A 21,135-nucleotide genomic window follows, 5' to 3' on the forward strand; every position below is an offset into this window, starting at 1 on the left:
AGGGATGAATGCACAAGACATGATTGAATTGAATAATAAAAAACGTGAGCTTCTAACTTCCGAAAACGAAATTGCTTATGGTGATATGTTAGTATATCTTCGGTTATCTAATGTACCCGAACATCAAGTGGAAGAACTTTTGTTAGAAATATTAGATCATCTTATCGAAGCACAAGTAGAAAATAAAAATGCTTATGACATTTTTGGTGATGACTTAAAATCTTATTGTGATGAACTTATATCAGCTTTACCAACCCAAACAAAGTTAGAAAAAACTTCTTTAATTGGATTTTCTGTTAGCTTACTTCTTGCTATACAGTTTGGCATAAATGCAATTATTTCATTTTTTATGTTTCTCTTTGAAAAAAATAATACATTATCAAGTCCGCCTTTTAGCATCCTTGGAACTACTTTGTCTGTTTCAATAATTATACTAGGTATACTATTTATTTTATATTTATTAAAGCGTTACTCCTTTGATCAGAAAATGAATTGGAAAAGAAGAATTCTATTTGGATTCGCATTTGCTACTCCATTTTGTTCCGCTGTATTCTTAAATATTTATTTCCAAAAGCAACCTTATCTCATTTATCATCTAACCTTTTGGCAAAATGCTTTAATCGCTATCCTATTTTACGTTTTATATAAATTACTATATAAAAAATCAAATTTTTAACAGCCCTTCAAAAGGCTGTTTTTTCTTCTGTCTAATTTTACAAATTGAAAAATTTCATAAAGAAAATAAGAAAAATGCAAAATAATTAAAGTTAATTGTTGACGTGATGCTTTTATTATCGGTATCATAAATCTTCGTGAGCAATTATTTTTCGTTATACGATTTTTTTATTATTACTGAATTTTTGAGAGGAGAAATTAGATGTCAGTTAAGAAGAAAACGCAAGTACGCACCGGCAAAATGGTACGTGAACTAATGTTAGCAGACGAAGATGTAAATGCTTCGCTAATTATGGTATATAGTGAAAACGGTGTAAACGCAGAAATTAAAATCGAGGGCTTAACGCCGAAATGTAACGAAGAATTATTTTTGAGCGGAAACGTGGATTGGAACAAGAGTGTTATTTATAAAATTGTTGATTTCACTGGAAACGCTGAAGTTGGTAAAGTTACATTAACAGCGATGAACAAAAACAATGTTTCTCTAGAAATTGAACGCGTTATGTGGAGTAAAGAAAATAAAGAAGCTGCCGAGCAAGAAGAAACACAGGTAGAAGCAGCACCGAAAAAAGAAGTAGTTGTAGAAGCTCCAAAAGCAATTACGCCTGCTCCTAAGCCTGTTACGCGTGTGGAAACACCTGCTATGGCACCTAAGCCTACTCCGGTACCGACACCGAAGCCAGTAAGCGTAGAAGCAGCTGTAGAACTAGTTACTCCAGCGCCTGTGAAAAAAGCGGTCCCTACTCCAGTTACAAAGCAAGAGACAGCACCGGTTGCTCCTGCAAAACCGAAGCAGCCTGCTTTGACTGAAACAAATTCAAAACTACAAGAAAATTATGTTAAACTCGTGAAAAAGACAATTGAAGTTTGTCAAGATTACGAGCTTGGCATCGACATAGATGATTCTATTGAAAGCTTAAAAGAAGAACTACAAAGCCAAGGTATCAGCGTTACATTTGACAAAGAAATTATGGACGTTGTAAGTCGCCTTCGTTCTTTACAAGATAAAGGAATCAAAGTAGAAAAAGTACTTAATTTACTATAAAAAAATAAGAGGTGGCTATCGCCACCTCTTATTTTTTATAATTCCACTCATTACTTTCATACTTTTCTTTCGCTAACGTTTGAACTTCATGTAACTGTTCTTCTGTTAATTCATATGGAACAAGTTCTACATCCAATCCTTTTTCAAAGCCAACTTCAAACGCTTTAATTAACTGTTCTATCGTAAATGTACGGTCTGTTAATTCATTAATTGCTACTGCTTTAGAAGAGAACATACTCTTCATACGTTCCTTCACACGTTCATTTGGGAATAAAAATAGATCATATAGTTCATCTAAATCAATTTCTAATGGAATCGATCCATGCTGTAAAATAACACCTTTTTGACGTGTTTGAGCACTACCAGCAATTTTTCGTCCTTCCACTACAATTTCATACCAAGATGGTGCATCAAAACATACGCCTGAACGTGGATTTTTTAAATTTTCACGATCTGCTTCTGTTTTTGGAACTGCATAATATGCTTCTAACCCTAATGCCTTAAAACCATCTAATAAACCTTGCGAAATAACACGATACGCTTCTGTAACTGTTTTCGGCATATTCGGATGATCTTCAGACACAATAACACTATACGTTAACTCTTTGTCATGTAGTACACCCCTGCCGCCTGTTTGACGACGAACGAATCCATATTTCTTTTCGTTAACTACATCCATATTAATATCTTTTTCAACACGTTGAAAATACCCAACTGTTAATGTTGGTACTTCCCATTCATAAAAACGAATTGTTGGTGGCATTTTCTTTTCACTTTGCCAATTTAATAAACATTCATCTAACGCCATATTAAATGCCGGTGAACATTGACCAGAGTTAATATAACACCATTTTTCTTTTCCCATCCTGCACCTCATATAACCAATTATTTTTCACATTCTCTAGTCTACCAAATTCGACAAAATTTGTGAAAGAATACGAAATTTCTTCTTATATGCAAATGAATCTGTTGCATAAATACATAAGGGCATTATAATATTGAAAGTAGGATAAGAAAAAAGGGAGCGATAGAATCGTGTCAACAACTTGGATTATTTTATTAGCCGTAATCGTAGCATTTATCGGCTACACTGTATGGATGTACTTCTATCAGAAAAAATTAATTAAAACTCTTACAGAAGAAGAATTTCGCGCTGGCTACCGTAAAGCACAGCTTATCGATATTCGTGAAGCAGACGAATATAACGCAGGGCATATTTTAGGTGCACGTAACATTCCGTTATCACAAATTCGCCTTCGTCATAAAGAACTTCGTCAAGATCAACCTGTTTACTTATATTGCCAAAGCGGATTCCGTACAGGTCGTGCAGCGCAATACTTAAAAAAACAAGGCTACAAAGATTTCTACCAATTACAAGGTGGATTTAAATCTTGGACAGGCAAAATTAAAAAGAAATAATAACATACAAAAAACTAGCTGAATAAATCAGCTAGTTTTTTCATTTCATCTTATTCGCAATGTATAATAAATTCTGCTTGATTACCTTTTCATCGTTCTCTTCTACATTCCGATACAGCAGTTGATATTCAATTCCTTTCTCTTTCCATATAAGCGTAGCAAATTCGTCACCACGTTCATAATCATCTTTCTTTTTAAAATAAGCAGACGTTCCATTATTCAGTTTCATTTGTTCTTGAAATCGCTTCTCTTCCACAAGATCCGGAAAACTATAAGGAAAGTTCGCAACATTTAACTCAATATACTCATTTCTACCTGACTCCTTCACATCACTTGTAATGTCGTACGGTAAAAACGTTGGAACTTTAAACTTCACCGGAAAATATTTTGGAAGTTCCTTTAGCGGAATAGGATCCGTAACACGATCCATAGCTCCTCCTGTTGTTCCCACAAAGTGTTTTTCTTCTTGCATCGTTTGCTGAAACGAACACGAACTAAGCATGAAACTAGAAAACACGAAACAAATGATTCTTTTTTTCAATTTGTTTCCGCCCTTTCATACCGCTCTCTTAACGAACGAAGCGTTGATATTCTCTTCATATTCGCTTTGTCACCAAACTCCACCTTTGAAAACTTTCCACGTTATTCTCACACATTTTGACAACACTTTTTGCAAACAAAAAAGACCCCTATCATTCTTACGCCCAAGTGAAAAGGTTACGCGAATAAAAAGAAGCCTTATTAATACCATAGTTTGTGAAAAGCTTTTCAGGTCAAGATTTTTTCTTTCTTATTATTTTCCCTTTATAATAAGGGAAAGAGGTGATACATATGGCCAATATAAAACAAATTGCTAAAACTGCTGGTGTATCGATATCAACTGTTTCTCGTGTCCTGAATAATCACCCTTACGTAAAAGAAGAAAAGCGTAAGCGTGTTCTAGATGCTGTTGAAGAATTAAACTACGCAAAAAATATAAATGCTGTCCATTTAATAAGAGGGAAAACATATACAATTGGCGTTATGCTTCCTTTCATTAACCTCCCCTACTTCAGTACGATTATTGAAGGAATCGGAAACGAAGCGTTAGCTGCTGGCTATCACATTAATTTATGTCAAACGAACTACGATAGCATTGAAGAAATTCGTGTTCTTGAAATGATGAAAATGAAACAATTTGATGGGATGATTATTTGCTCCCGAACGAGCTCTTGGGAACAAATCGAACCTTTTGCAAAATTTGCCCCTATTATTTCATGTGAAAAAATGAAGCATCCCCTCATTTCATCCATCTACGTAGATCATTATGAAGGTTTCCGTCTCGGTACTGCCTATTTACTAAGTAGAGGCCATGAAAAAATCGGAATTTGTTTAGCAAGAAAAACAAGTGTAAATTCCATGGAGCGAGAAAAAGCGTTCGCCGATACACTTCGTAACGAAGGGAAAACGTTGCATCCTGAATGGATTTTCCACCAATGCTATACAATGCAGGACGGAGCCCAAATACTCCATCGTATTTTAAATATGACAAATCGTCCAACTGCTATTTTCACAGCGAACGATCAAGTTGCAGCTGGTTTATTAACAGAGGCTCGAAAACATGGTATTCGAGTACCTGAAGACCTTGCTATCCTTGGATTTGATAATCATGAAATTTCAAAGGCATTAGAAATTTCCACAATTGAACATCCCGGTCTCGCAATGGGCTCACATGCTTTTTCTTTATTTCATAAGCAGATTCAAAGCGAGCAAATTGTCGGCAGTGCAAAAGAACTTTCATTCCATTTAATTGAGCGAGAGACTGTCTAAAAAGAGCGTTACCTATAACGCTCTTTTTCAGCTCTTCACCTATTGACTTTATATGTTCCATCTCATATAATGAACCTAACGAACGGTAGGTAGGGGATAAAAATGACAGCAAACCGCATTAAAGCTGTAGCACTTTCTCATTTCGCACGCTACGGCTATGAAGGAACTTCATTGGCAAATATTGCTCAAGAAGTTGGGATTAAAAAGCCATCGATTTACGCACACTTTAAAGGAAAAGAAGAGCTATATTTCATATGCTTAGAATCCGCTCTTCAAAAAGATTTACAAAGCTTCACTGACGATATCGAAAAATTTTCAAATTCGTCTACTGAAGAATTGCTCTTACAATTACTAAAGGGCTACGCAAAACGATTTGGTGAAAGTGAAGAATCAATGTTTTGGTTACGAACTTCTTATTTTCCGCCTGATGCATTTCGCGAACAAATTATTAATAAAGCAAATGTACACATTGAAAACGTCGGAAAACTTTTATTCCCTGTATTTAAAAGAGCAAGCGAACAAGATGAGCTGCATAACATTGAAGTAAAAGACGCCTTAGAGGCTTTTCTATGCTTACTCGACGGTCTTATGGTTGAACTATTATACGCAGGTTTAAATCGTTTTGAGACACGTTTAGACGCTTCTTGGAAAGTATTTTGGCGCGGACTTTCAAACTGACGGATTGCCCTTTGCAATGCGTCGTTTTTAAGCCCTTTACCTAACGACTGGTAGGAAGGAGAAATGACATATGGCATGGATTTATGTAATCATCGCTGGTATTATTGAAATCTTTTGGGTGATTGGACTAAAAAAAGCAGAGGCACCACTTGAATGGGCTGGTGTTGCTCTATTAATTACAATTAGTTTCGTCTTATTATTTAGAGCTTATAAAGATTTACCTGTCGGCACTGTATACGCAGTCTTTACAGGAATCGGAGCTGGTGGAATCGTTCTTACTGAGATTTTCATTTTCGGAGAACCTTTCTCTATCGTAAAAGTTTTATTAATCGGTTTAATCTTCTTCGGAGTAATTGGTTTAAAACGAGTAACAGAAGAAAAAGAAGCGAAGGAGGCTGCATAAAATGGCTTGGGTATTTTTAATTCTAGCTGGTATTTGTGAAATTATTGGTGTACTCTTTATGAAAGTAGCCACTGAAAAGAAAGGCTGGGCACCAAAAGTTATTTTAATCGCTAACTTCGGCGTAAGCTTCTTCTTCTTATCTCTTGCGATGAACACATTACCGATGGGAACTGCTTACGCAATTTGGACTGGAATCGGAACTGCTGGAAGTGCACTTCTAGGCATTCTCATTTTCCGAGAATCAGCGGATTGGCGTCGTCTTGCTTTCTTAAGCTGCATTTTATGCGGCGCTGTTGGCTTAAAACTATTAAGCTAACGTGAGGTGAATGTCATGTGGAAAGAAAAAGGGAAGCAACTGTTAGCATGGATTACACTCGGGATTGTCATTCTATTGCAAATCAGTTTTCATATAATAGAATGGTTGTTTCATAAAGTAGTATCCATTCTTACCTTCCTTCCTAGCATGGCACTTGAAATTGCATCTATTGCTTGGTCAATTATTGCCTCCATTGTAATCGTCATTATATGGAGTATCGCCAAGCTATGGAATAAGTTATTTAAAAAGGACAGTACTTCTGAAAAAGAGTAACTGTCCTTTTTCGTATTCATTCAGATTTTCTATAAAAGTTAGATGCAATAAGACAAAGAAGACCAACTATGACAATACTTATACCAATTCCTTTATGCAAATTAGGAAACGGTGATGGTATGTCTGAATAAAAATTTGCTAATATGAGACCGATTGAAACGAAAAGTACCCCTATTCTATATAACCATTTTCTTTTGTTCATCATTCTCCCCTCCTAAAATTTTTCATACACTCCTTTCTTTTGGACATACTACCTAAAAAAGGAGTGAATAATATGCAAAATTCTATACATAAGCAAATCCTATTTTTATTTTTCCTCTTTCTTATTCTCGTTATCGTTTTCAGCTTTATATTACATACTCCAAAAGATGTACCAAATAGCGTTTCTTTTTATAAACTACTGCTCTCGTATTGTCGTTATTGAAGAAGGTGCCTTTTTTAAGGCACCTTTTAAAATTCTCTTTTTTCATATATTTTTACTGAAACAAAGATAGATATTATGAACATGCATATTGAACTAATGAATAACAAGCTGTTATATAGTTGAATTTGTTCTAGGTTGATTCCAAAGAAAATAGAAGAAACGGCCATAGGTGCTATTAGTATAAAAATCGCAATAAAAATAGTTTTTTTATAGGCCAACCAAAACGATATCGGTAAAACAAAGCTTAAATACACTAAAATAAAGCTAATACTAGCAACCATTGTCGTTTCAATAAATTCAAATAGGTTAACCCCATTCTTCATTCCCATCGTAAAACAACCGACCGTTACACTTATAAAAAGAATAATAATTGCTACTATATATTTTGCAAATACAATTTGTTTTCTCAATATTGGTAAACTATTTACTATAACTTCACTCTTATTTTTACTATCTGCTTCAAACGTTTTTACTGTTGCCCCAATTGTAATAATTACTGACATAATGATGAATAAATTTTCCGTATCTGTTAAGGCCATATAAAAGAAAACAGGATACAGTATGTACCAAATTAAAAATTTCCATTGAATAATGAAATCTTTTAAAATTAGTTGCTTGATCATGTATTGCACCTCCTAATATGAAAATGTCCCTTCTATAACTCTGCCTGCTGAAACATTTTCATTGAGAGGAACATTGATATGAATATACTCACTAATACTCCAATACTAAGAACACCCATTGCTAGTGTAGCCTCTTGAGAGTGAAGTACTTTTAACATAATTGTTTTATCACCAAAAATATTGCACATAAGACCAATCATACCCATTAAAGGAAACAGCATAATCAAATTCAAGACTGTAATAACTTTATATCCCCCAATGTAATTAGTCGGTATCGTTACTACACAATAAATCAAAGTTGCTACTATCGCTGAAAACACTGCATATCCAGGCATGACTATATCCCTGTCCAATAAAATATTTCCTAATATTACGACTATAAAAGTTACACTCAAACCAGCCATAATAAATAATGTGCTTGAAATATATTTAGCTATAATTATCTCTTTTCTCGTTATAGGTAAACTCACTAATACTTTTTCCGCTTTACTTTTCTCGTCATAATAAAAAGAAATATATATAATCGTACTACATGTTATAAATAATCCTATTGCAATCCCCATTGGTTCGACGGAATTCTTAAAAATAGATAAAATAGGGATTAAAAAATAGAAAGGAAACATCTTCTTCTGTAAAAAAAACTCCTTCAAAATCAACTGTTGCATATGAATTCCCCTCTCTATAAATCACGCGTTTTATAAATTTTAATTGTAAGAAACATAGAAGCGATATAGGCACTAGCTAATATCATTCCTCCAACTGTAAATACACCAATATGTACTGGATTCATAATCCACTCACTGAATGAAGATGTTGTTTCATTCAGCCCATCACTAATAAATATCCAAAGAAGTACACCAATCCCCATTGCTGCGGCTGATACTATACTTCTCATGCCCTTTGATTTTGTACCATAATAACTAGGAAAAAATGTCGCCACAAATACTACAGAATAAATCACTCCACTTACCACTACATACCATGGAATTTCAATATAAAAATTAGGATGGTATACACCAATATCATCAATAACAGCAATACCTCTTAAAAGGAATACAATTATCATAGTTGAAACCATGGCACCGACAATAAATATTGCACAGGAAATATATCTAGCAATAATGATATCCTTCCGACTTACTGGTAAACTATTTATAATAATGTCACTTTTATTTCTTTCATCCATAAAGGTTAACGTCATAACGGAGGAGAGGGTTATAAATAGACAACTCATCGGAAATAAAAATTCACCACTTGGCTCTAACATAAAAAACAAAAGAGGCATAACAAAATTCACTAACCACATTACCCGAAAAAAGAACAAATCTTTATATACAAGCTGACGCATAGGCACCTCTCCCTTTCGCAGTGTAAACGATAATGTCATCTAATGTAGGCTTTTCTAGTACAACCTCATTTCCAAACCAATCGATAATTCCTAGTTTATCCTTCGCTAAACCTTCGAAACCAAATTTATTTTTTCGTAATCCAACAAATAGTTCTTTTCCTTCTTGGTCTAATAAATCATTACTTCCTTTTACGATTACGTAGTTCTCCATTAAGTCTTCTTTTTCACCAGTAAATATAATTTCTCCATCATTGATGAACGTAACATAATCTGCAATGCGCTCTAAATCTGTTGTAATGTGCGTTGAGAATAATACGGATACTTCATCTTCCATTACAATTTCTTGCAACATATCAAGTAATTCACTTCGAACAACTGGATCTAACCCTGCTGTCGGTTCGTCCATAATAATAAACTCTGCGTGGTGCGAAAGTGCGATGGCAATCGCAAATTTCATTTTCATTCCTTTTGATAATTCTTTAATTTTTTTATACTTTGGAACTTGCAATCTATGCATATACGATTGATACTGCTCTTCGTCCCACTTTTTATATAACGGTGCAATAATACGCTTCATTTGTTCACACGTTAAATCTTCGTAATAATGATTTTCATCATATACAAAGCCGATATTTTGTTTTATTTCCTTTTCAGCTTTCTTATTGTCCTTGCCAAAAATTTTTATATCTCCGTTATCTTTTTTAATTAAATTCATAATCATTTTGATCGTCGTACTTTTCCCGGCCCCATTCGGTCCGACAAACCCCATAATATATCCGCGTGGTAACGTAAAACTTATATTTTTCACTGCGAAACCTTCATAACTTTTACAAACGTTTTTTAACTCTAACATCTCTCTCATTCCCCCTTATATAAAAACGCAATCATCTGCTGTAATTCTTCAAGTGAAAGCTGCAACGCTTTACTTTCATTCACAATCTCTTCCGCTTTACTTTCCAATAGGCGAAGCCTTTGTTCTTTTAATAGTTCATTATTTTTACGTGAAACATAAGTCCCCTTCCCAGCAACAGTTTCTATATATCCTTCTTTTTCAAGCTCCTCGTATGCACGCTTCGTTGTAATGACACTAATTTGCAATTCCTTCGCTAAGCTACGAATAGACGGTAATTGATCTCCACCCTTTAAACCGCCATTTAAAATAAGCTGGCTTAATTGTTTTCTTATTTGCACATAAATAGGGTCTTGGGAAGAATTCGAAATAATAATATTCATGTTTTCCTCCAGTGTGTGTATATACTGTGTATACCTTATATATACAGTATATACACAGCATCCTATTTTTGGCAAGAAAAAAAGACCAACATTTTCCTGTTGGTCTTTCGTATATGTATCACTTTTCAAAGCGATCTAACATCTCGTCTCTCATTCCGAAACTTACTACTGCAATTCCTATATACATAAACAGAAGGAATGCCGGATGAACTGTATTGTACCAGCTGCTGTCAACAATTAAGTAAATCGTTAATGCCACAACAAGAACAAACGCTAAGATAAACATATAAAAGTGTCTTGTACTACCCATGATAAACTCCTCTCTTCTCACTTCACCATTCAACAGTTTATTTTATCGAATAATTCGATATGACTCAAGGTTAACTTTCTGTTATGTAATCAAGTTCCACCTTTACAATGTCCTCACATGCTATTGAAATGATTGTTCCTTGTTTATCAATCGCCGTCACTTCTCTATTATCCATTACACGATTTGCTACTCTTTCTAACACTTTTCCTTGGTCTCGATAGCAAAATTCTTTTACATCTTTAATTGTTTCTCCATTTTCTAAATGGTATACCATTCTATAACATCGATATCCCAAAATTTCACCCCCGTCTTGTTCGTTTTTTCACATATACATAAAAATGAGTAATCTTTGCCTCATCACATCTTCTTAATTTCAATAAAATTCTAACAAAAATAAATACTTTTATCAAACCGACTTTTTCAACAAAACTACCTATAAAACTACACCTTTACACCATTAGGAAACAAAAAACATATTTTTTTAACATTTTCTTCACTATTTCTGCATAAAGTGAAACTTTAATCAGCGGGGATTTTTGTTCATTCCCACTGATTATTAGTTGAACCAATCGGGTATTTACGGACAGTTTATCTCCCACCTGTTTTGAGTTGAGAGTTTACTGTCCGTTAATGCGGGACAAATTCTCCATACAAAAAAAGAACCCGCCTCAGCGAGTTCTTCCTTTGTTATTTTAATCAAACTTGTACAGGAGCTGGCTTCGCATAACGTAAAACTGGTTTACGTGCAGCCATCGTTTCGTCTAAACGTTTAATGACTGTCGTATGCGGTGCTTCTTGTACAACTTCTGGATTTTCTTCTACTTCTTTAGCGATTTGAATCATCTTATCAATGAAACCATCTAATGTTTCTTTTGATTCTGTTTCTGTCGGCTCAATCATAATACATTCTTCCACATTTAATGGGAAGTAAATTGTTGGTGGATGGTAACCGAAATCAAGCAGACGTTTTGCAATATCTAATGTACGTACACCAAGTTTCTTTTGACGACGACCTGATAATACAAATTCATGCTTACAATGTCTATCGAATGGAAGATCGTAGAATGGCGCTAATCTTCTCATCATATAGTTCGCATTTAATACAGCATACTCCGTTACTGCACGCAAGCCATCTGGACCCATAGAGCGAATATACGTGTATGCACGAACGTTAATTCCGAAGTTACCATAGAATGGTTTCACACGACCAATTGCTTCTGGACGGTCGTAGTTGAAGTGATAACCATTTTCCGTTTTCTCTAAAATCGGTTTTGGTAAGTACGGAATTAAATCAGCTTTCACACCTACTGGACCAGAACCTGGGCCACCACCGCCGTGAGGACCTGTAAATGTTTTATGAAGGTTTAAATGCACAACGTCAAATCCCATATCTCCTGGGCGTGCTTGGCTTAATACCGCATTTAAGTTTGCACCATCATAGTATAATTTACCGCCTGCATTATGGACGATTTCTGCCATTTCTAAAATATTTTCTTCGAATAGCCCTAATGTATTAGGATTTGTTAACATAAGTGCTGCTGTTTCTTCGTTTACAACACGTTTTAAGTCTTCTAAGTCAACAAGGCCATTTTCATTTGATTTTACTGTAATTGTTTCAAAACCAGCTACAGTTGCAGATGCTGGGTTCGTTCCGTGAGCAGAGTCAGGCACAATTACTTTCGTACGGTTAAAGTCACCATTCGCTTCATGGTATGCACGAATTAACATTAAACCTGTCCATTCTCCGTGTGCACCAGCTGCTGGTTGTAAAGTAACAGTATCCATACCTGTAATTTCAATTAAATGCTCTTGTAAGTCGTACATTAATTCCATTGCACCTTGTACTGTCTTTTCATCTTGCAACGGATGAATATTTGCAAATCCTGCGAAACGAGCTACACTCTCATTAATTTTCGGATTATATTTCATCGTACAAGATCCAAGTGGATAGAATCCAGAATCCACACCGTGGTTACGGTTTGAAAGTGCTGTATAGTGGCGCATAATATCAAGTTCAGATACTTCTGGTAGCTCTGCATCTTCTACTCGAATATAATCGCTCTCAAACACATCTTCTAGTTTCACTTCTTCTACATCTAATTTGGGTAAGCTATATCCTATGCGTCCTTCTTTACTCACTTCAAAGATAAGTGCTTGGTCTTGGTTCTTCATTGGATAGCCCCCATTTCGTTTACAAGTGTGTCAATTTCCTCTTTTGTACGAAGCTCAGTTACTGCTACAAGCATATGGTTTTCATGCTCTTTATAATCACGGCCTAGATCGTAACCACCGATAATATTCTTTTGTAATAATACATCGTTTACTTCTTTCACTGGACGTTTGCAATCTACAACAAACTCATTGAAGAATGGTCCAGCAAATGTTACTGTGAAGCCTTTCGCTTCAAATTGACGTTTTGCATATTGTGCTTTAGAAATGTTTTGACGTGCCATTTCTTTCACACCTTGTTTGCCAAGTGCCGTCATTGCAACAGAAGCTGCTAATGCATTTAACGCTTGGTTTGAACAAATGTTAGATGTCGCTTTATCACGACGAATATGCTGTTCACGTGCTTGTAACGTTAATACAAATCCACGTTTACCATCTGAGTCTACAGTTTGTCCAACAAGACGTCCTGGAATTTTACGCATAAATGCTTTCGTTGTTGCAAAGTAACCACAGTGCGGTCCACCAAACTGCGTTGGAATACCGAATGGTTGTGCATCACCGATTACAATATCAGCACCAAATTTCCCTGGTGGTGTTAATGCGCCTAATGATAATGGATTTGAAGAAACGATAAATAATGATTTTTGTTGATGAACGATTTTTTCAATATCAGCTAATTTTTCAACTTGTCCGAAGAAGTTTGGATATTGAACGATTACACAAGCAACTGTATCATCTACTTCACTTTGTAATACGTCTAAATCTGTTACACCATCTTTATGATTAATTTCAACAACTTCAAGATTTTGTCCTTTTGCATACGTTTCAAGTACTGCTCTTGATTCTGGATGAACCGCGCTAGATACAAGAATTTTCTTTTTGCGAGTATGACCAGCTGCTAACATTGCCGCTTCAGCTAAAGCTGTACCCCCGTCATACATAGAAGAGTTTGCTACATCCATTCCTGTTAATTCACAAATCATTGTTTGGAATTCAAAGATTGCTTGTAATTCCCCTTGTGAAATTTCCGGTTGGTATGGTGTGTAAGCTGTATAAAATTCTGAGCGAGAAATAACATGATCTACAATTACTGGAGCATAATGATCGTATACGCCTGCTCCTAAGAAAGAAGCGTATTCTTTTAAGTTAGCATTTTTACTAGCCATTTGAGATAGCTCTTTTAAAAGCTCTGGCTCTGATTTTGCTTCTTTAATTTTTAAATCCCCTTTAAAACGAACACTCTCTGGAATATCAGAGAATAATTCATCGATCGTTTGAACGCCGATCGTTTGTAACATTTCTTTTTTGTCTTCTTCTGTCATTGGAAGATAACGATGCAACATGAAATCTACCCCTCTCCCCGTTACTTTGAACGTTTGTAAAATGGTGTTGGAACAACTACTGCTTTGACGCGTTTATTACGAATTTCAATTTCTACTTCTGTATCAACTGCTGCGTATTTTACATCAATTAGTGCTAAACCAATGCTTTTCTTTAACGTTGGAGATTGTGTACCACTCGTTACTTCCCCAATTTTTTCTTCACCAATAAATACAGGGTAGTGCGTACGAGGAATTCCACGTTCGATTACTTCGATGCCGACTAATTTACGAGGCGCACCGTTTTCTTTTTGCTCTTTTAACGTTGCTTTTCCAAAGAAGTCTGCTTCTTTATTTGTTTTTACCGCAAAGCCAATTCCAGCCTCAATCGGTGTAATATCTTTTGATAATTCTTGTCCATAAAGTGGTAATGTTGCTTCGAATCGAAGTGTATCACGAGCACCTAAACCACATGCTTTTAAGCCCTCTTCTGCTCCAACTTCAAGAAGTTTCTCCCAAAGTTTTGCAGCATCTTCACTCTTACAGTAAATTTCGAATCCATCTTCACCTGTGTAACCTGTACGAGATACAAGTGCTGGAATTCCATCTACAAGAATATCGTTTTTAAATTTAAAGAACTTAATTTCTTTCAAATCTTCTGACACAACTTTTTGTAAAATGCCTTCTGCTTTTGGTCCTTGAATTGCAAGCTGTGCAACTTCACTAGAAACATTGACTACTGTCGCATCGCCAATTACATGACTTGCTAACCATTCGTAATCTTTCTCGATATTTGATGCATTGATTACTAATAAATAGTCTTCTTCACCACGTTTGTAGATTAATAAATCATCTACTGTACCACCATTTTCGTAGCACATAGCTGTATATTGTGCGCCCCCTACCTTTAAGGTAGATACGTCATTTGTAACAACACGTTGTAAAAATGCTAAACTATCTACACCTTTTACTTCAACTTCTCCCATATGAGACACATCGAACAAACCTGCAGCTGTACGTACAGCTTCGTGTTCTTCTTTAATGCTTGAAAATTGAACTGGTAATTCCCAACCACCGAAGTCGATTGTTTTTCCACCATACTTCGCGTATACATCAAATAACGGTGTACGTTGTAATGTAATCATGCTCTCTCCCCCTTATGCTTTGACAAATCAATAAAAGTTGCTTCCCTTTTCTAAACATTTTCATTCTGAAAAGATAGGATATACGGAATCTCATTATATTTTTTTATGAAAGCGTAAATAAAAAATCACTTTCTTGGATAAAATACGAAAGATTCCACACATTTCACACCATTATCCTAACATCATTCGCTATATTTCATCAATATTCTAGCATAAAAAATAATTTAGAATTTTTTATGCTAAAACACAATAAATACAGCTTTTGAGATTTAATACTTTATTATTGTCTATCATATAGCCTTTAATAACGATAATTATGCCTTCTTTTAAGGAAAATCATCATACATTAAAAAATAATTACTTTAGTTTATAAAAGGTGGGAGAGTTGTAATGAATGTCGATATTTCCGTAGATCGGACATGGCAAAACAATTTTTTAAATAGAATTGACGAAGATGGTCCTTGGACAAACTGGGATTTATATCACTTAGCTTATGAAACAGAAAAATCGTTACTTGTTCCTACTTTTGATGGACTACAAGCACCGAAACATTTATCCCATTTCACACCGCTTCCGCATCAATTAGAAGTCGCTCAAAATGTGATTGAACAAATGAACGGTAAAGCGATTCTAGCAGATGAAGTAGGCCTTGGAAAAACAATCGAAGCTGGACTTATTTTGAAAGAATACATGGTCCGCGGGCTTGTGAAAAAGGTACTTATACTTGTCCCAGCTTCTCTCGTATCACAATGGGCATACGAACTGAATACAAAGTTTTTCATTCCCGCTGTAGCACAAAAGAAAAGCTACTCATGGGAACAAGCTGACGTAATCGTATCATCAATTGATACTGCGAAACGTTCACCACATCGCGATATCGTGTTGAACTTGGAATATGACCTTATTATTATCGATGAAGCACATAAACTGAAAAATAATAAAACAAAAAACTATGAATTTGCACAACGATTAAAAAAGAAGTTTTGTTTATTACTAACCGCTACTCCTGTTCAAAATAAGATTGATGAAATTTTTAACCTTGTTTCTTTATTAAAACCAGGACATTTAGGCAATCAATCCAACTTTGAAGAATATTACGCTTCCAAAAATCGCTCAGCCGAATCAGATGAAGACTTAAAAGCTCTCATTAATAAAGTAATGGTGCGAAATAGACGACATAATACCGGTATCGATTGGCCGAAGAGACATGTACGTACAATTTTTGTTGAGTTTAATGAACAAGAACAAGCTCTATATAATGATATCGAAAATTGGCGAGGACAAGACGCCTTCACATCTGCTTTCTCATCGTTAACTTTAAAACGGGAAGCGTGTAGTAGTCGTGAGGCTGTTTACTATTCATTGAAAAAGCATGTAGAAAAAAGACAGAAAGAAAACGAACATTATATAAAAGATCCACATATCGATGTGCTAATGGACAAAATTAATCATATTCCTTTCAACTCAAAAGCAAATAAAGCTCTTGAGCTTATAAAAGAAATTGACGATAAAGTCGTTATCTTCACAGAATATCGAGCGTCACAAATGTACTTACAATGGTTTTTACAACAACACGGTATTTCTTCCGTTCCATTCCGCGGCGGGTTTAAACGCGGGAAGAAAGATTGGATGAAGGAGCTTTTCCAAAACCACGCACAAGTATTAATTGCAACTGAAGCTGGTGGTGAAGGGATTAACTTACAGTTTTGTAGCCATATGATCAATTATGATTTGCCATGGAATCCAATGCGTCTTGAGCAAAGAATCGGACGTATTCACCGTCTCGGTCAAAAAAATGATGTTCATATTTATAACTTAGCTACAAAGCATACTGTTGAAGAACATATTCTGAAACTGTTATATGAAAAAATCAACTTATTCGAGCGTGTTATTGGTGAACTCGATGAAATTTTAACGAGAATTAATATGAAAAACATCGACGCGCACATTCAAGAAATTTTCGCGCAATCAAAAAGCGAAGGTGAAATTAGAATTAAGATGGAAAACTTAACATCTATTATCGACTTTGCGAAACGAAATGAAGCTGAGGTGCAAGGCTATGCAGCAACATGAAATTCATAATTACTTATACAATTTCTTTGAGGCGAATAACTGTGAAATTTTAGAACGTTCTCCTCATTTATTAGATGTACAGTTAACAATTGAGATGGATAAATTATTAATGAATCGCCCTTTTTATTGGCACTATCTTGAGAAAACAGGAGGCGTACCGAATCCGATGCGCCTTACTCTTATTACAAATCCAGAAAATGAAGAAAATGATGGTGAGCTTATTCACTACGGTTCACCACGTCTACATCAAATTTTCCAAACGACAAAAGAATTAGGCTCATACATACGTTTATATGAGGATGTAAGACATAATGGGGCAACACATACACCGCTCCACCCTTGGCTCGGTATTAATATAAAGGTTTCCTATCAATGTGATCGAAAAAAAGACATCCTTCACTCGATTGGTATTCATCTCATTTCTGGAACAATGATGGCAAACTTTCATGAAACATTAACAAACATTAAACTTACACCAAAAATACCTGATTTTTGTTTTACGCTCTCGCCCATCATTAAACCTCAAAGTGGTTTACAACGCATAGAAGACGCTTTAAAAAATATAATTGCAGAAGATGACCATACGTGGGCAAAAGAAGCAAGAGTGCGTTGGAATCATGATTTAGACCTTTTAAACCGTTTTTATGAAGAAAGTGACGAACTTCCTGAGAGCTATGAAATTGAAAAACAAGCTCTGCAAGAACAGTATGAACCACGTATTACAGTGCAAATTATTAACGGTGGACTCTTTTATGTTACCGCGAATCATTTTCTATCAAAATAAAGCTCCTTCTGCTTTAGAAGGAGCTTTATTTCGAGTTATTCTCTATCCTCATTACGCTCTTGTTGTTTTTGCTTTGCCATGCGTTTTTGATACGCACGATCCTTCGCGCTCACATGATTTGCATCAGTTGGAAGGTTTTCTTTCGAACGTCCAATTCCATTGCTCATCTTTCCCACTCCTTTTTACGTTTTTCAGAATACATGTTTATTTTCAGCTAGAGTTACAATCCTTATACAAAAAAATAAGAGCAGCCATTGGCCACTCTTACTCGCTCACATATTTTTGAAACATATCATGGATGCCTTTATTTACTAGGTTCGAGATCTGCTCGTCAGATTTATTCGGATAACGATCACGCAATCTGATAGATGCCTTCACCATTAAATTTTCTAATACAGAACGGCCACCTTCTCCATAAATAATTTCAGCATATTTAACAAGCCTTCCATCCTCTACTGTTGCTGGATTATGATTGAAGAAAAATTTACTCATTGTCTCCACCTCTCTCTTTTGATAACGTTTACATTTATATAGATTATTTATGTTATTTATTTCACAATATTGTATGCATGTATATTTAATTAGTTTCATTATAAAGCAACATATCGATAGTAAATATGTGATTTTCCGTCCATTTTGTGAACAAATTAAAAATGAAAGCGTTTCCTTTATTATATACTAAAAAAACTTACTACGCTAGGGGCAATTTTTTTCAATCTACTAACCCCTCGAAAATTGATATATTTTTTCTTTTCCCATTAAACCTTATACAATTTTCAGAAATTATATTATAAAATATATGTATGACTTAAGGAGGCTTTGTATGAATCAAAATAAAAAAGCTATATTAGATCTTGTCTTTTATCTCGTAATCCCATTCCTCATTTGGAAATTTGCAAAACCTTATATCGATCCTTATTACGCGATGTTACTTTCCTCTGTTCCGGGGATTATTTATACACTGTATACCTTTAAAAAAGAAAAACAGTTTAACGTGACAGGGTTCTTTATTTTAATTACACTCATTTCTAATACAACGGTAGATTTATTATCTGGTTCAGCTGAACGAATGTTGTGGAATGATGCATATTATCACATCGTACTCGGTATTATCGTCATCTGTACAATTTTCATAAAAAAACCACTCATGTTATATTTCGCTGCGGATATTGCAGCGCTGCAAGGCCATGACCGCGATAAAAGTCGTGAGCTTTATCGTGATAGTCGTATATATCCAGCACTGCAATATTTAACGTTATTTTTCGGGCTGCAATTTATATTAAAAAGCTTCTTAAAAATTTATTTCATCTCTGTTTTTGGTGTAGATGGCTATGGTGAAATGAGAGCCCTTATGACCGCTGTCGGCTGGGGCATTTCTATTTGTATCGGAATAGGGTTCGTATGGGTGAACAATAAAATACATGCCGTTACGGAAGAACAAGAATCCGTGCAGTAAATAAAAATCCCCTAGTGTAATACGACACTAGGGGATTTTTGGTTTGCTAAACATATGACTAAAATTTAACTTGATTTTTTTCTTTTACTTTTTACATTTCGGTAAAACAAAGCAGCACTCAGCGGCATAACACCAAACCACTTATTCATAAATGGCTCTTTTTCAGCACGGCGTTGTTCTTTCTTTTGTTTTCGATCTTCTTTTGGAGCATCCATATACGACACAAACTGCTGCGTCACAAAGCGAACATAATCATTAGTAGACATATTATCATCACCTCTACTTGATTAGTATGTCCACTTTTTTATACATTAATCTTTTCCTTTAATTCATTCATAATTTGCCTTACAGACTTATTTGTCGTATCGATATGAATGTGAGCCTCTTCATAATAAGCTCGGCGTGATTCAAATTTCTTTACGAATGCATCTATATCTTTCTTTTGAAATAGTGGACGTGTCGTATCTTCACGAAGCCTTTCTGCAATTACATGTGGATCACAATATAAATACACGATGGTGCCATTTTCCTTCATCCACTTTCGGTTTTCCTCTCGTTCAATGATGCCGCCACCAGTTGTAATGATTACATTACGACTCGGTAGTGAACGTAACATTTCACTTTCATATTCGCGAAAAGCCATTTCACCTTCTTCGGCAAAAATATCACGAATTGCCTTCTCTTGCTTCTCTTCGATTTTTTGATCAGTATCTACAACATCCATATGAAGTTCTTTACTTAATGCTTTTCCAATTGTTGTTTTCCCTGCTCCCATATAGCCGGTTATGTATATAGATTTCATTTCTTGTCCTCTCAATCGTCATTTATTAATTGTTATTATAACGAAAGATGCTACTTTGTTTAATAAAAAAACGTTTTGTTCTTATACTATGAAGAACAAAACGTAACACTCGCTTTTACTTATAAGTGCCTCTTCTCACCCACTGCGTTGCAATCCATTTCTCGCCTTTCGTTACAGGTGCCCCTCCGTGTAACGTAAGCTCGTTTAATGATTGATCTTGATAAAAATACTCAAAGTATACTGCCATTCCCTTTCTAGGGTGTACAGAAAGATTTAATTTTGGGAAGTACGTTTCTCCGCCTTCTTCTACATCATTTAAATACATTACAAGCGTACTAATACGATTGTTAGCAGCTGATCTACTATGTTCCGCAAAATAATCATAGTGTGCTTTATATTGTTGATCCACTTCATAATTTAAAATGTGCAATCCTTCTCCGTGCGCCACCGGAACATTCATGATAGATGAAATTCGTTTTTCAATCTTTGAAGTAAGTTCATTGTCTTCCAAAAATGCACCGCTACTTGTTCGAATATCATTTACATCACGTGATGAACCAATTTTAGAACGCTCCATTTTATTTTTAGACATTTCAATCAATTCATCACACTCTTCATCACTTAGTACATTTGCTAATACGACAATAAGAGGTTCTTCGAATTTTGAAATAATGTGTATTTCTCTATCTTCTGTCATAATCGTATTTCCTTTATGATCAAAAATAGTTTGTTCTTTATTTTCACCTATTTGATTGTTGTTTGTCATTTCCCTATTCTCCCTAACAATAATGATTGGATAGCATGAATATATCATATTCTTTCTACCTTTCT

Annotated in this window: 30 protein-coding genes; 12 read left to right on the forward strand and 18 right to left on the reverse strand. The window is 35.1% G+C overall.

Translation table 11 applies throughout. The features are described from left to right. The first annotated feature begins 4 nt into the window (after window positions 1–4). Both NST27_RS20600 and NST27_RS20605 read left to right on the forward strand, forming a co-directional pair. Window positions 5–676: a DUF1129 family protein gene (locus NST27_RS20600; RefSeq protein WP_000993590.1), complete on the forward strand. Its 672-nt coding sequence runs from the start codon at window positions 5–7 to the stop codon at window positions 674–676. A gap of 201 nt (window positions 677–877) precedes the next feature. Continuing rightward, entirely contained in the window at window positions 878–1,720 is an 843-nt protein-coding gene (locus NST27_RS20605; protein ID WP_000111900.1) for a hypothetical protein, read from the forward strand. Window positions 1,721–1,748: 28 nt separating this feature from the next. On the opposite strand, the gene NST27_RS20610 is transcribed toward NST27_RS20605, so the two are convergent. Beyond that, complete coding sequence (locus NST27_RS20610) at window positions 1,749–2,585, reverse strand: lipoate--protein ligase family protein (RefSeq protein ID WP_000514081.1); 837 nt, start codon at window positions 2,583–2,585, stop codon at window positions 1,749–1,751. A 170-nt stretch (window positions 2,586–2,755) separates the two neighbouring features. Here NST27_RS20610 and NST27_RS20615 point away from each other — a divergent pair, with 170 nt between their 5' ends. Next, the gene (locus tag NST27_RS20615; RefSeq protein ID WP_000108653.1) at window positions 2,756–3,139 is read left to right on the forward strand and encodes a rhodanese-like domain-containing protein; all 384 of its coding nucleotides are present in this window, start codon (window positions 2,756–2,758) and stop codon (window positions 3,137–3,139) included. A 40-nt stretch (window positions 3,140–3,179) separates the two neighbouring features. Here NST27_RS20615 and NST27_RS20620 read toward each other — a convergent pair whose 3' ends face one another. Beyond that, complete coding sequence (locus NST27_RS20620) at window positions 3,180–3,656, reverse strand: hypothetical protein (protein ID WP_047387056.1); 477 nt, start codon at window positions 3,654–3,656, stop codon at window positions 3,180–3,182. A 314-nt stretch (window positions 3,657–3,970) separates the two neighbouring features. Here NST27_RS20620 and NST27_RS20625 point away from each other — a divergent pair, with 314 nt between their 5' ends. The 5 genes from NST27_RS20625 to NST27_RS20645 all read left to right on the forward strand — a co-directional run bounded on the left by NST27_RS20625 (window position 3,971) and on the right by NST27_RS20645 (window position 6,618). Next, window positions 3,971–4,948, forward strand: a complete 978-nt coding sequence (locus tag NST27_RS20625; protein WP_001273983.1) for a LacI family DNA-binding transcriptional regulator — start codon at window positions 3,971–3,973, stop codon at window positions 4,946–4,948. Between the two features lie 96 nt (window positions 4,949–5,044). Further along, window positions 5,045–5,626, forward strand: a complete 582-nt coding sequence (locus NST27_RS20630) for a TetR/AcrR family transcriptional regulator (protein ID WP_131100719.1) — start codon at window positions 5,045–5,047, stop codon at window positions 5,624–5,626. Window positions 5,627–5,696: 70 nt separating this feature from the next. Next, a complete protein-coding gene (locus NST27_RS20635) occupies window positions 5,697–6,029 on the forward strand; it encodes a DMT family transporter (protein ID WP_000312339.1) in 333 nt (110 codons plus the stop codon). A 1-nt stretch (window position 6,030) separates the two neighbouring features. Further along, window positions 6,031–6,345 carry a DMT family transporter gene (locus NST27_RS20640; RefSeq protein WP_000312623.1) on the forward strand — a complete coding sequence of 105 codons (315 nt, stop codon included), beginning with the start codon at window positions 6,031–6,033 and terminating at the stop codon, window positions 6,343–6,345. A 15-nt stretch (window positions 6,346–6,360) separates the two neighbouring features. Beyond that, entirely contained in the window at window positions 6,361–6,618 is a 258-nt protein-coding gene (locus NST27_RS20645) for a DUF3975 family protein (RefSeq protein WP_061662028.1), read from the forward strand. Window positions 6,619–6,634: 16 nt separating this feature from the next. Here the strand turns inward: NST27_RS20645 and NST27_RS20650 are convergent, their stop codons facing one another. The 11 genes from NST27_RS20650 to gcvT all read right to left on the reverse strand — a co-directional run bounded on the left by NST27_RS20650 (window position 6,635) and on the right by gcvT (window position 15,189). Further along, window positions 6,635–6,820 carry a hypothetical protein gene (locus tag NST27_RS20650; RefSeq protein ID WP_042969072.1) on the reverse strand — a complete coding sequence of 62 codons (186 nt, stop codon included), beginning with the start codon at window positions 6,818–6,820 and terminating at the stop codon, window positions 6,635–6,637. Between the two features lie 248 nt (window positions 6,821–7,068). Continuing rightward, a complete protein-coding gene (locus NST27_RS20655; RefSeq protein ID WP_047386812.1) occupies window positions 7,069–7,665 on the reverse strand; it encodes an ABC-2 transporter permease in 597 nt (198 codons plus the stop codon). A gap of 32 nt (window positions 7,666–7,697) precedes the next feature. Next, complete coding sequence (locus NST27_RS20660; protein ID WP_001186558.1) at window positions 7,698–8,330, reverse strand: ABC-2 transporter permease; 633 nt, start codon at window positions 8,328–8,330, stop codon at window positions 7,698–7,700. A gap of 14 nt (window positions 8,331–8,344) precedes the next feature. Then, window positions 8,345–9,013 carry an ABC-2 transporter permease gene (locus NST27_RS20665; protein ID WP_001249567.1) on the reverse strand — a complete coding sequence of 223 codons (669 nt, stop codon included), beginning with the start codon at window positions 9,011–9,013 and terminating at the stop codon, window positions 8,345–8,347. Then, complete coding sequence (locus NST27_RS20670) at window positions 8,994–9,866, reverse strand: ABC transporter ATP-binding protein (RefSeq protein WP_047386814.1); 873 nt, start codon at window positions 9,864–9,866, stop codon at window positions 8,994–8,996. Before NST27_RS20670 ends, NST27_RS20665 begins: the two co-directional genes overlap by 20 nt. A 5-nt stretch (window positions 9,867–9,871) precedes the next feature. Next, entirely contained in the window at window positions 9,872–10,246 is a 375-nt protein-coding gene (locus NST27_RS20675; protein WP_001021353.1) for a GntR family transcriptional regulator, read from the reverse strand. 118 nt (window positions 10,247–10,364) lie between these two features. Next, complete coding sequence (locus tag NST27_RS20680) at window positions 10,365–10,556, reverse strand: hypothetical protein (RefSeq protein WP_000535933.1); 192 nt, start codon at window positions 10,554–10,556, stop codon at window positions 10,365–10,367. A 70-nt stretch (window positions 10,557–10,626) separates the two neighbouring features. Continuing rightward, window positions 10,627–10,830, reverse strand: a complete 204-nt coding sequence (locus NST27_RS20685) for a DUF3929 family protein (protein WP_000262496.1) — start codon at window positions 10,828–10,830, stop codon at window positions 10,627–10,629. A 422-nt stretch (window positions 10,831–11,252) separates the two neighbouring features. Beyond that, window positions 11,253–12,728, reverse strand: coding sequence for an aminomethyl-transferring glycine dehydrogenase subunit 2 (gcvPB, locus tag NST27_RS20690; protein ID WP_000795702.1), 1,476 nt, complete (start codon window positions 12,726–12,728; stop codon window positions 11,253–11,255). Then, window positions 12,725–14,068, reverse strand: coding sequence for an aminomethyl-transferring glycine dehydrogenase subunit 1 (gene gcvPA / locus NST27_RS20695; protein ID WP_047386816.1), 1,344 nt, complete (start codon window positions 14,066–14,068; stop codon window positions 12,725–12,727). The genes gcvPB and gcvPA overlap by 4 nt, the downstream gene beginning before the upstream one ends. 20 nt (window positions 14,069–14,088) lie before the next feature. Beyond that, on the reverse strand, window positions 14,089–15,189 hold the full coding sequence (gene gcvT, locus NST27_RS20700; protein WP_000631769.1) for a glycine cleavage system aminomethyltransferase GcvT: 1,101 nt from the start codon (window positions 15,187–15,189) through the stop codon (window positions 14,089–14,091). 390 nt (window positions 15,190–15,579) lie between these two features. Between gcvT and NST27_RS20705 the strand changes: the two genes are divergently transcribed. Together NST27_RS20705 and NST27_RS20710 are read left to right on the forward strand one after the other, a co-directional pair. Then, window positions 15,580–17,262, forward strand: coding sequence for a DEAD/DEAH box helicase (locus NST27_RS20705; RefSeq protein WP_001100037.1), 1,683 nt, complete (start codon window positions 15,580–15,582; stop codon window positions 17,260–17,262). After that, window positions 17,249–18,046, forward strand: coding sequence for a YqhG family protein (locus NST27_RS20710; RefSeq protein ID WP_001183964.1), 798 nt, complete (start codon window positions 17,249–17,251; stop codon window positions 18,044–18,046). Before NST27_RS20705 ends, NST27_RS20710 begins: the two co-directional genes overlap by 14 nt. 35 nt (window positions 18,047–18,081) lie before the next feature. Here the strand turns inward: NST27_RS20710 and NST27_RS20715 are convergent, their stop codons facing one another. Together NST27_RS20715 and NST27_RS20720 are read right to left on the reverse strand one after the other, a co-directional pair. Further along, window positions 18,082–18,213 carry a hypothetical protein gene (locus NST27_RS20715; protein WP_000064668.1) on the reverse strand — a complete coding sequence of 44 codons (132 nt, stop codon included), beginning with the start codon at window positions 18,211–18,213 and terminating at the stop codon, window positions 18,082–18,084. Window positions 18,214–18,310: 97 nt separating this feature from the next. Beyond that, a complete protein-coding gene (locus NST27_RS20720) occupies window positions 18,311–18,538 on the reverse strand; it encodes a hypothetical protein (RefSeq protein WP_000032702.1) in 228 nt (75 codons plus the stop codon). A 73-nt stretch (window positions 18,539–18,611) separates the two neighbouring features. Between NST27_RS20720 and NST27_RS20725 the strand changes: the two genes are divergently transcribed. Both NST27_RS20725 and NST27_RS20730 read left to right on the forward strand, forming a co-directional pair. Then, on the forward strand, window positions 18,612–18,728 hold the full coding sequence (locus NST27_RS20725; protein ID WP_001987222.1) for a hypothetical protein: 117 nt from the start codon (window positions 18,612–18,614) through the stop codon (window positions 18,726–18,728). Window positions 18,729–18,869: 141 nt separating this feature from the next. Beyond that, entirely contained in the window at window positions 18,870–19,502 is a 633-nt protein-coding gene (locus NST27_RS20730; RefSeq protein ID WP_061661940.1) for a VC0807 family protein, read from the forward strand. Between the two features lie 65 nt (window positions 19,503–19,567). On the opposite strand, the gene NST27_RS20735 is transcribed toward NST27_RS20730, so the two are convergent. The 3 genes from NST27_RS20735 to NST27_RS20745 form a co-directional block, all read right to left on the reverse strand. After that, the gene (locus NST27_RS20735; protein ID WP_000106083.1) at window positions 19,568–19,768 is read right to left on the reverse strand and encodes a YqzE family protein; all 201 of its coding nucleotides are present in this window, start codon (window positions 19,766–19,768) and stop codon (window positions 19,568–19,570) included. Between the two features lie 38 nt (window positions 19,769–19,806). Further along, window positions 19,807–20,304, reverse strand: coding sequence for a shikimate kinase AroK (gene aroK / locus NST27_RS20740; RefSeq protein WP_000836633.1), 498 nt, complete (start codon window positions 20,302–20,304; stop codon window positions 19,807–19,809). A 115-nt stretch (window positions 20,305–20,419) separates the two neighbouring features. Beyond that, window positions 20,420–21,070, reverse strand: coding sequence for a 2OG-Fe(II) oxygenase (locus NST27_RS20745; RefSeq protein ID WP_000183860.1), 651 nt, complete (start codon window positions 21,068–21,070; stop codon window positions 20,420–20,422). Window positions 21,071–21,135 lie beyond the last annotated feature (65 nt).

This window comes from Bacillus sp. FSL W8-0770 (assembly GCF_038008705.1).
Lineage (GTDB): Bacteria > Bacillota > Bacilli > Bacillales > Bacillaceae_G > Bacillus_A > Bacillus_A cereus.

What these genes read in the sequence shown, in the direction of transcription:
- NST27_RS20600 (WP_000993590.1), top strand. Translation starts at nt 5, where the DNA reads ATGAATGCACAAGACATGATTGAATTGAATAATAAAAAACGTGAGCTT.
- NST27_RS20605 (WP_000111900.1), top strand. Translation starts at nt 878, where the DNA reads ATGTCAGTTAAGAAGAAAACGCAAGTACGCACCGGCAAAATGGTACGT.
- NST27_RS20610 (WP_000514081.1), bottom strand. Translation starts at nt 2,585, where the DNA reads ATGGGAAAAGAAAAATGGTGTTATATTAACTCTGGTCAATGTTCACCG.
- NST27_RS20625 (WP_001273983.1), top strand. Translation starts at nt 3,971, where the DNA reads ATGGCCAATATAAAACAAATTGCTAAAACTGCTGGTGTATCGATATCA.
- NST27_RS20635 (WP_000312339.1), top strand. Translation starts at nt 5,697, where the DNA reads ATGGCATGGATTTATGTAATCATCGCTGGTATTATTGAAATCTTTTGG.
- NST27_RS20640 (WP_000312623.1), top strand. Translation starts at nt 6,031, where the DNA reads ATGGCTTGGGTATTTTTAATTCTAGCTGGTATTTGTGAAATTATTGGT.
- NST27_RS20645 (WP_061662028.1), top strand. Translation starts at nt 6,361, where the DNA reads ATGTGGAAAGAAAAAGGGAAGCAACTGTTAGCATGGATTACACTCGGG.
- NST27_RS20650 (WP_042969072.1), bottom strand. Translation starts at nt 6,820, where the DNA reads ATGAACAAAAGAAAATGGTTATATAGAATAGGGGTACTTTTCGTTTCA.
- NST27_RS20655 (WP_047386812.1), bottom strand. Translation starts at nt 7,665, where the DNA reads ATGATCAAGCAACTAATTTTAAAAGATTTCATTATTCAATGGAAATTT.
- NST27_RS20660 (WP_001186558.1), bottom strand. Translation starts at nt 8,330, where the DNA reads ATGCAACAGTTGATTTTGAAGGAGTTTTTTTTACAGAAGAAGATGTTT.
- NST27_RS20665 (WP_001249567.1), bottom strand. Translation starts at nt 9,013, where the DNA reads ATGCGTCAGCTTGTATATAAAGATTTGTTCTTTTTTCGGGTAATGTGG.
- NST27_RS20670 (WP_047386814.1), bottom strand. Translation starts at nt 9,866, where the DNA reads ATGTTAGAGTTAAAAAACGTTTGTAAAAGTTATGAAGGTTTCGCAGTG.
- NST27_RS20675 (WP_001021353.1), bottom strand. Translation starts at nt 10,246, where the DNA reads ATGAATATTATTATTTCGAATTCTTCCCAAGACCCTATTTATGTGCAA.
- NST27_RS20680 (WP_000535933.1), bottom strand. Translation starts at nt 10,556, where the DNA reads ATGGGTAGTACAAGACACTTTTATATGTTTATCTTAGCGTTTGTTCTT.
- NST27_RS20685 (WP_000262496.1), bottom strand. Translation starts at nt 10,830, where the DNA reads ATGGTATACCATTTAGAAAATGGAGAAACAATTAAAGATGTAAAAGAA.
- gcvPB (WP_000795702.1), bottom strand. Translation starts at nt 12,728, where the DNA reads ATGAAGAACCAAGACCAAGCACTTATCTTTGAAGTGAGTAAAGAAGGA.
- gcvPA (WP_047386816.1), bottom strand. Translation starts at nt 14,068, where the DNA reads ATGTTGCATCGTTATCTTCCAATGACAGAAGAAGACAAAAAAGAAATG.
- gcvT (WP_000631769.1), bottom strand. Translation starts at nt 15,189, where the DNA reads ATGATTACATTACAACGTACACCGTTATTTGATGTATACGCGAAGTAT.
- NST27_RS20705 (WP_001100037.1), top strand. Translation starts at nt 15,580, where the DNA reads ATGAATGTCGATATTTCCGTAGATCGGACATGGCAAAACAATTTTTTA.
- NST27_RS20710 (WP_001183964.1), top strand. Translation starts at nt 17,249, where the DNA reads ATGCAGCAACATGAAATTCATAATTACTTATACAATTTCTTTGAGGCG.
- NST27_RS20715 (WP_000064668.1), bottom strand. Translation starts at nt 18,213, where the DNA reads ATGAGCAATGGAATTGGACGTTCGAAAGAAAACCTTCCAACTGATGCA.
- NST27_RS20720 (WP_000032702.1), bottom strand. Translation starts at nt 18,538, where the DNA reads ATGAGTAAATTTTTCTTCAATCATAATCCAGCAACAGTAGAGGATGGA.
- NST27_RS20725 (WP_001987222.1), top strand. Translation starts at nt 18,612, where the DNA reads ATGCATGTATATTTAATTAGTTTCATTATAAAGCAACATATCGATAGT.
- NST27_RS20730 (WP_061661940.1), top strand. Translation starts at nt 18,870, where the DNA reads ATGAATCAAAATAAAAAAGCTATATTAGATCTTGTCTTTTATCTCGTA.
- NST27_RS20735 (WP_000106083.1), bottom strand. Translation starts at nt 19,768, where the DNA reads ATGTCTACTAATGATTATGTTCGCTTTGTGACGCAGCAGTTTGTGTCG.
- aroK (WP_000836633.1), bottom strand. Translation starts at nt 20,304, where the DNA reads ATGAAATCTATATACATAACCGGCTATATGGGAGCAGGGAAAACAACA.
- NST27_RS20745 (WP_000183860.1), bottom strand. Translation starts at nt 21,070, where the DNA reads ATGACAAACAACAATCAAATAGGTGAAAATAAAGAACAAACTATTTTT.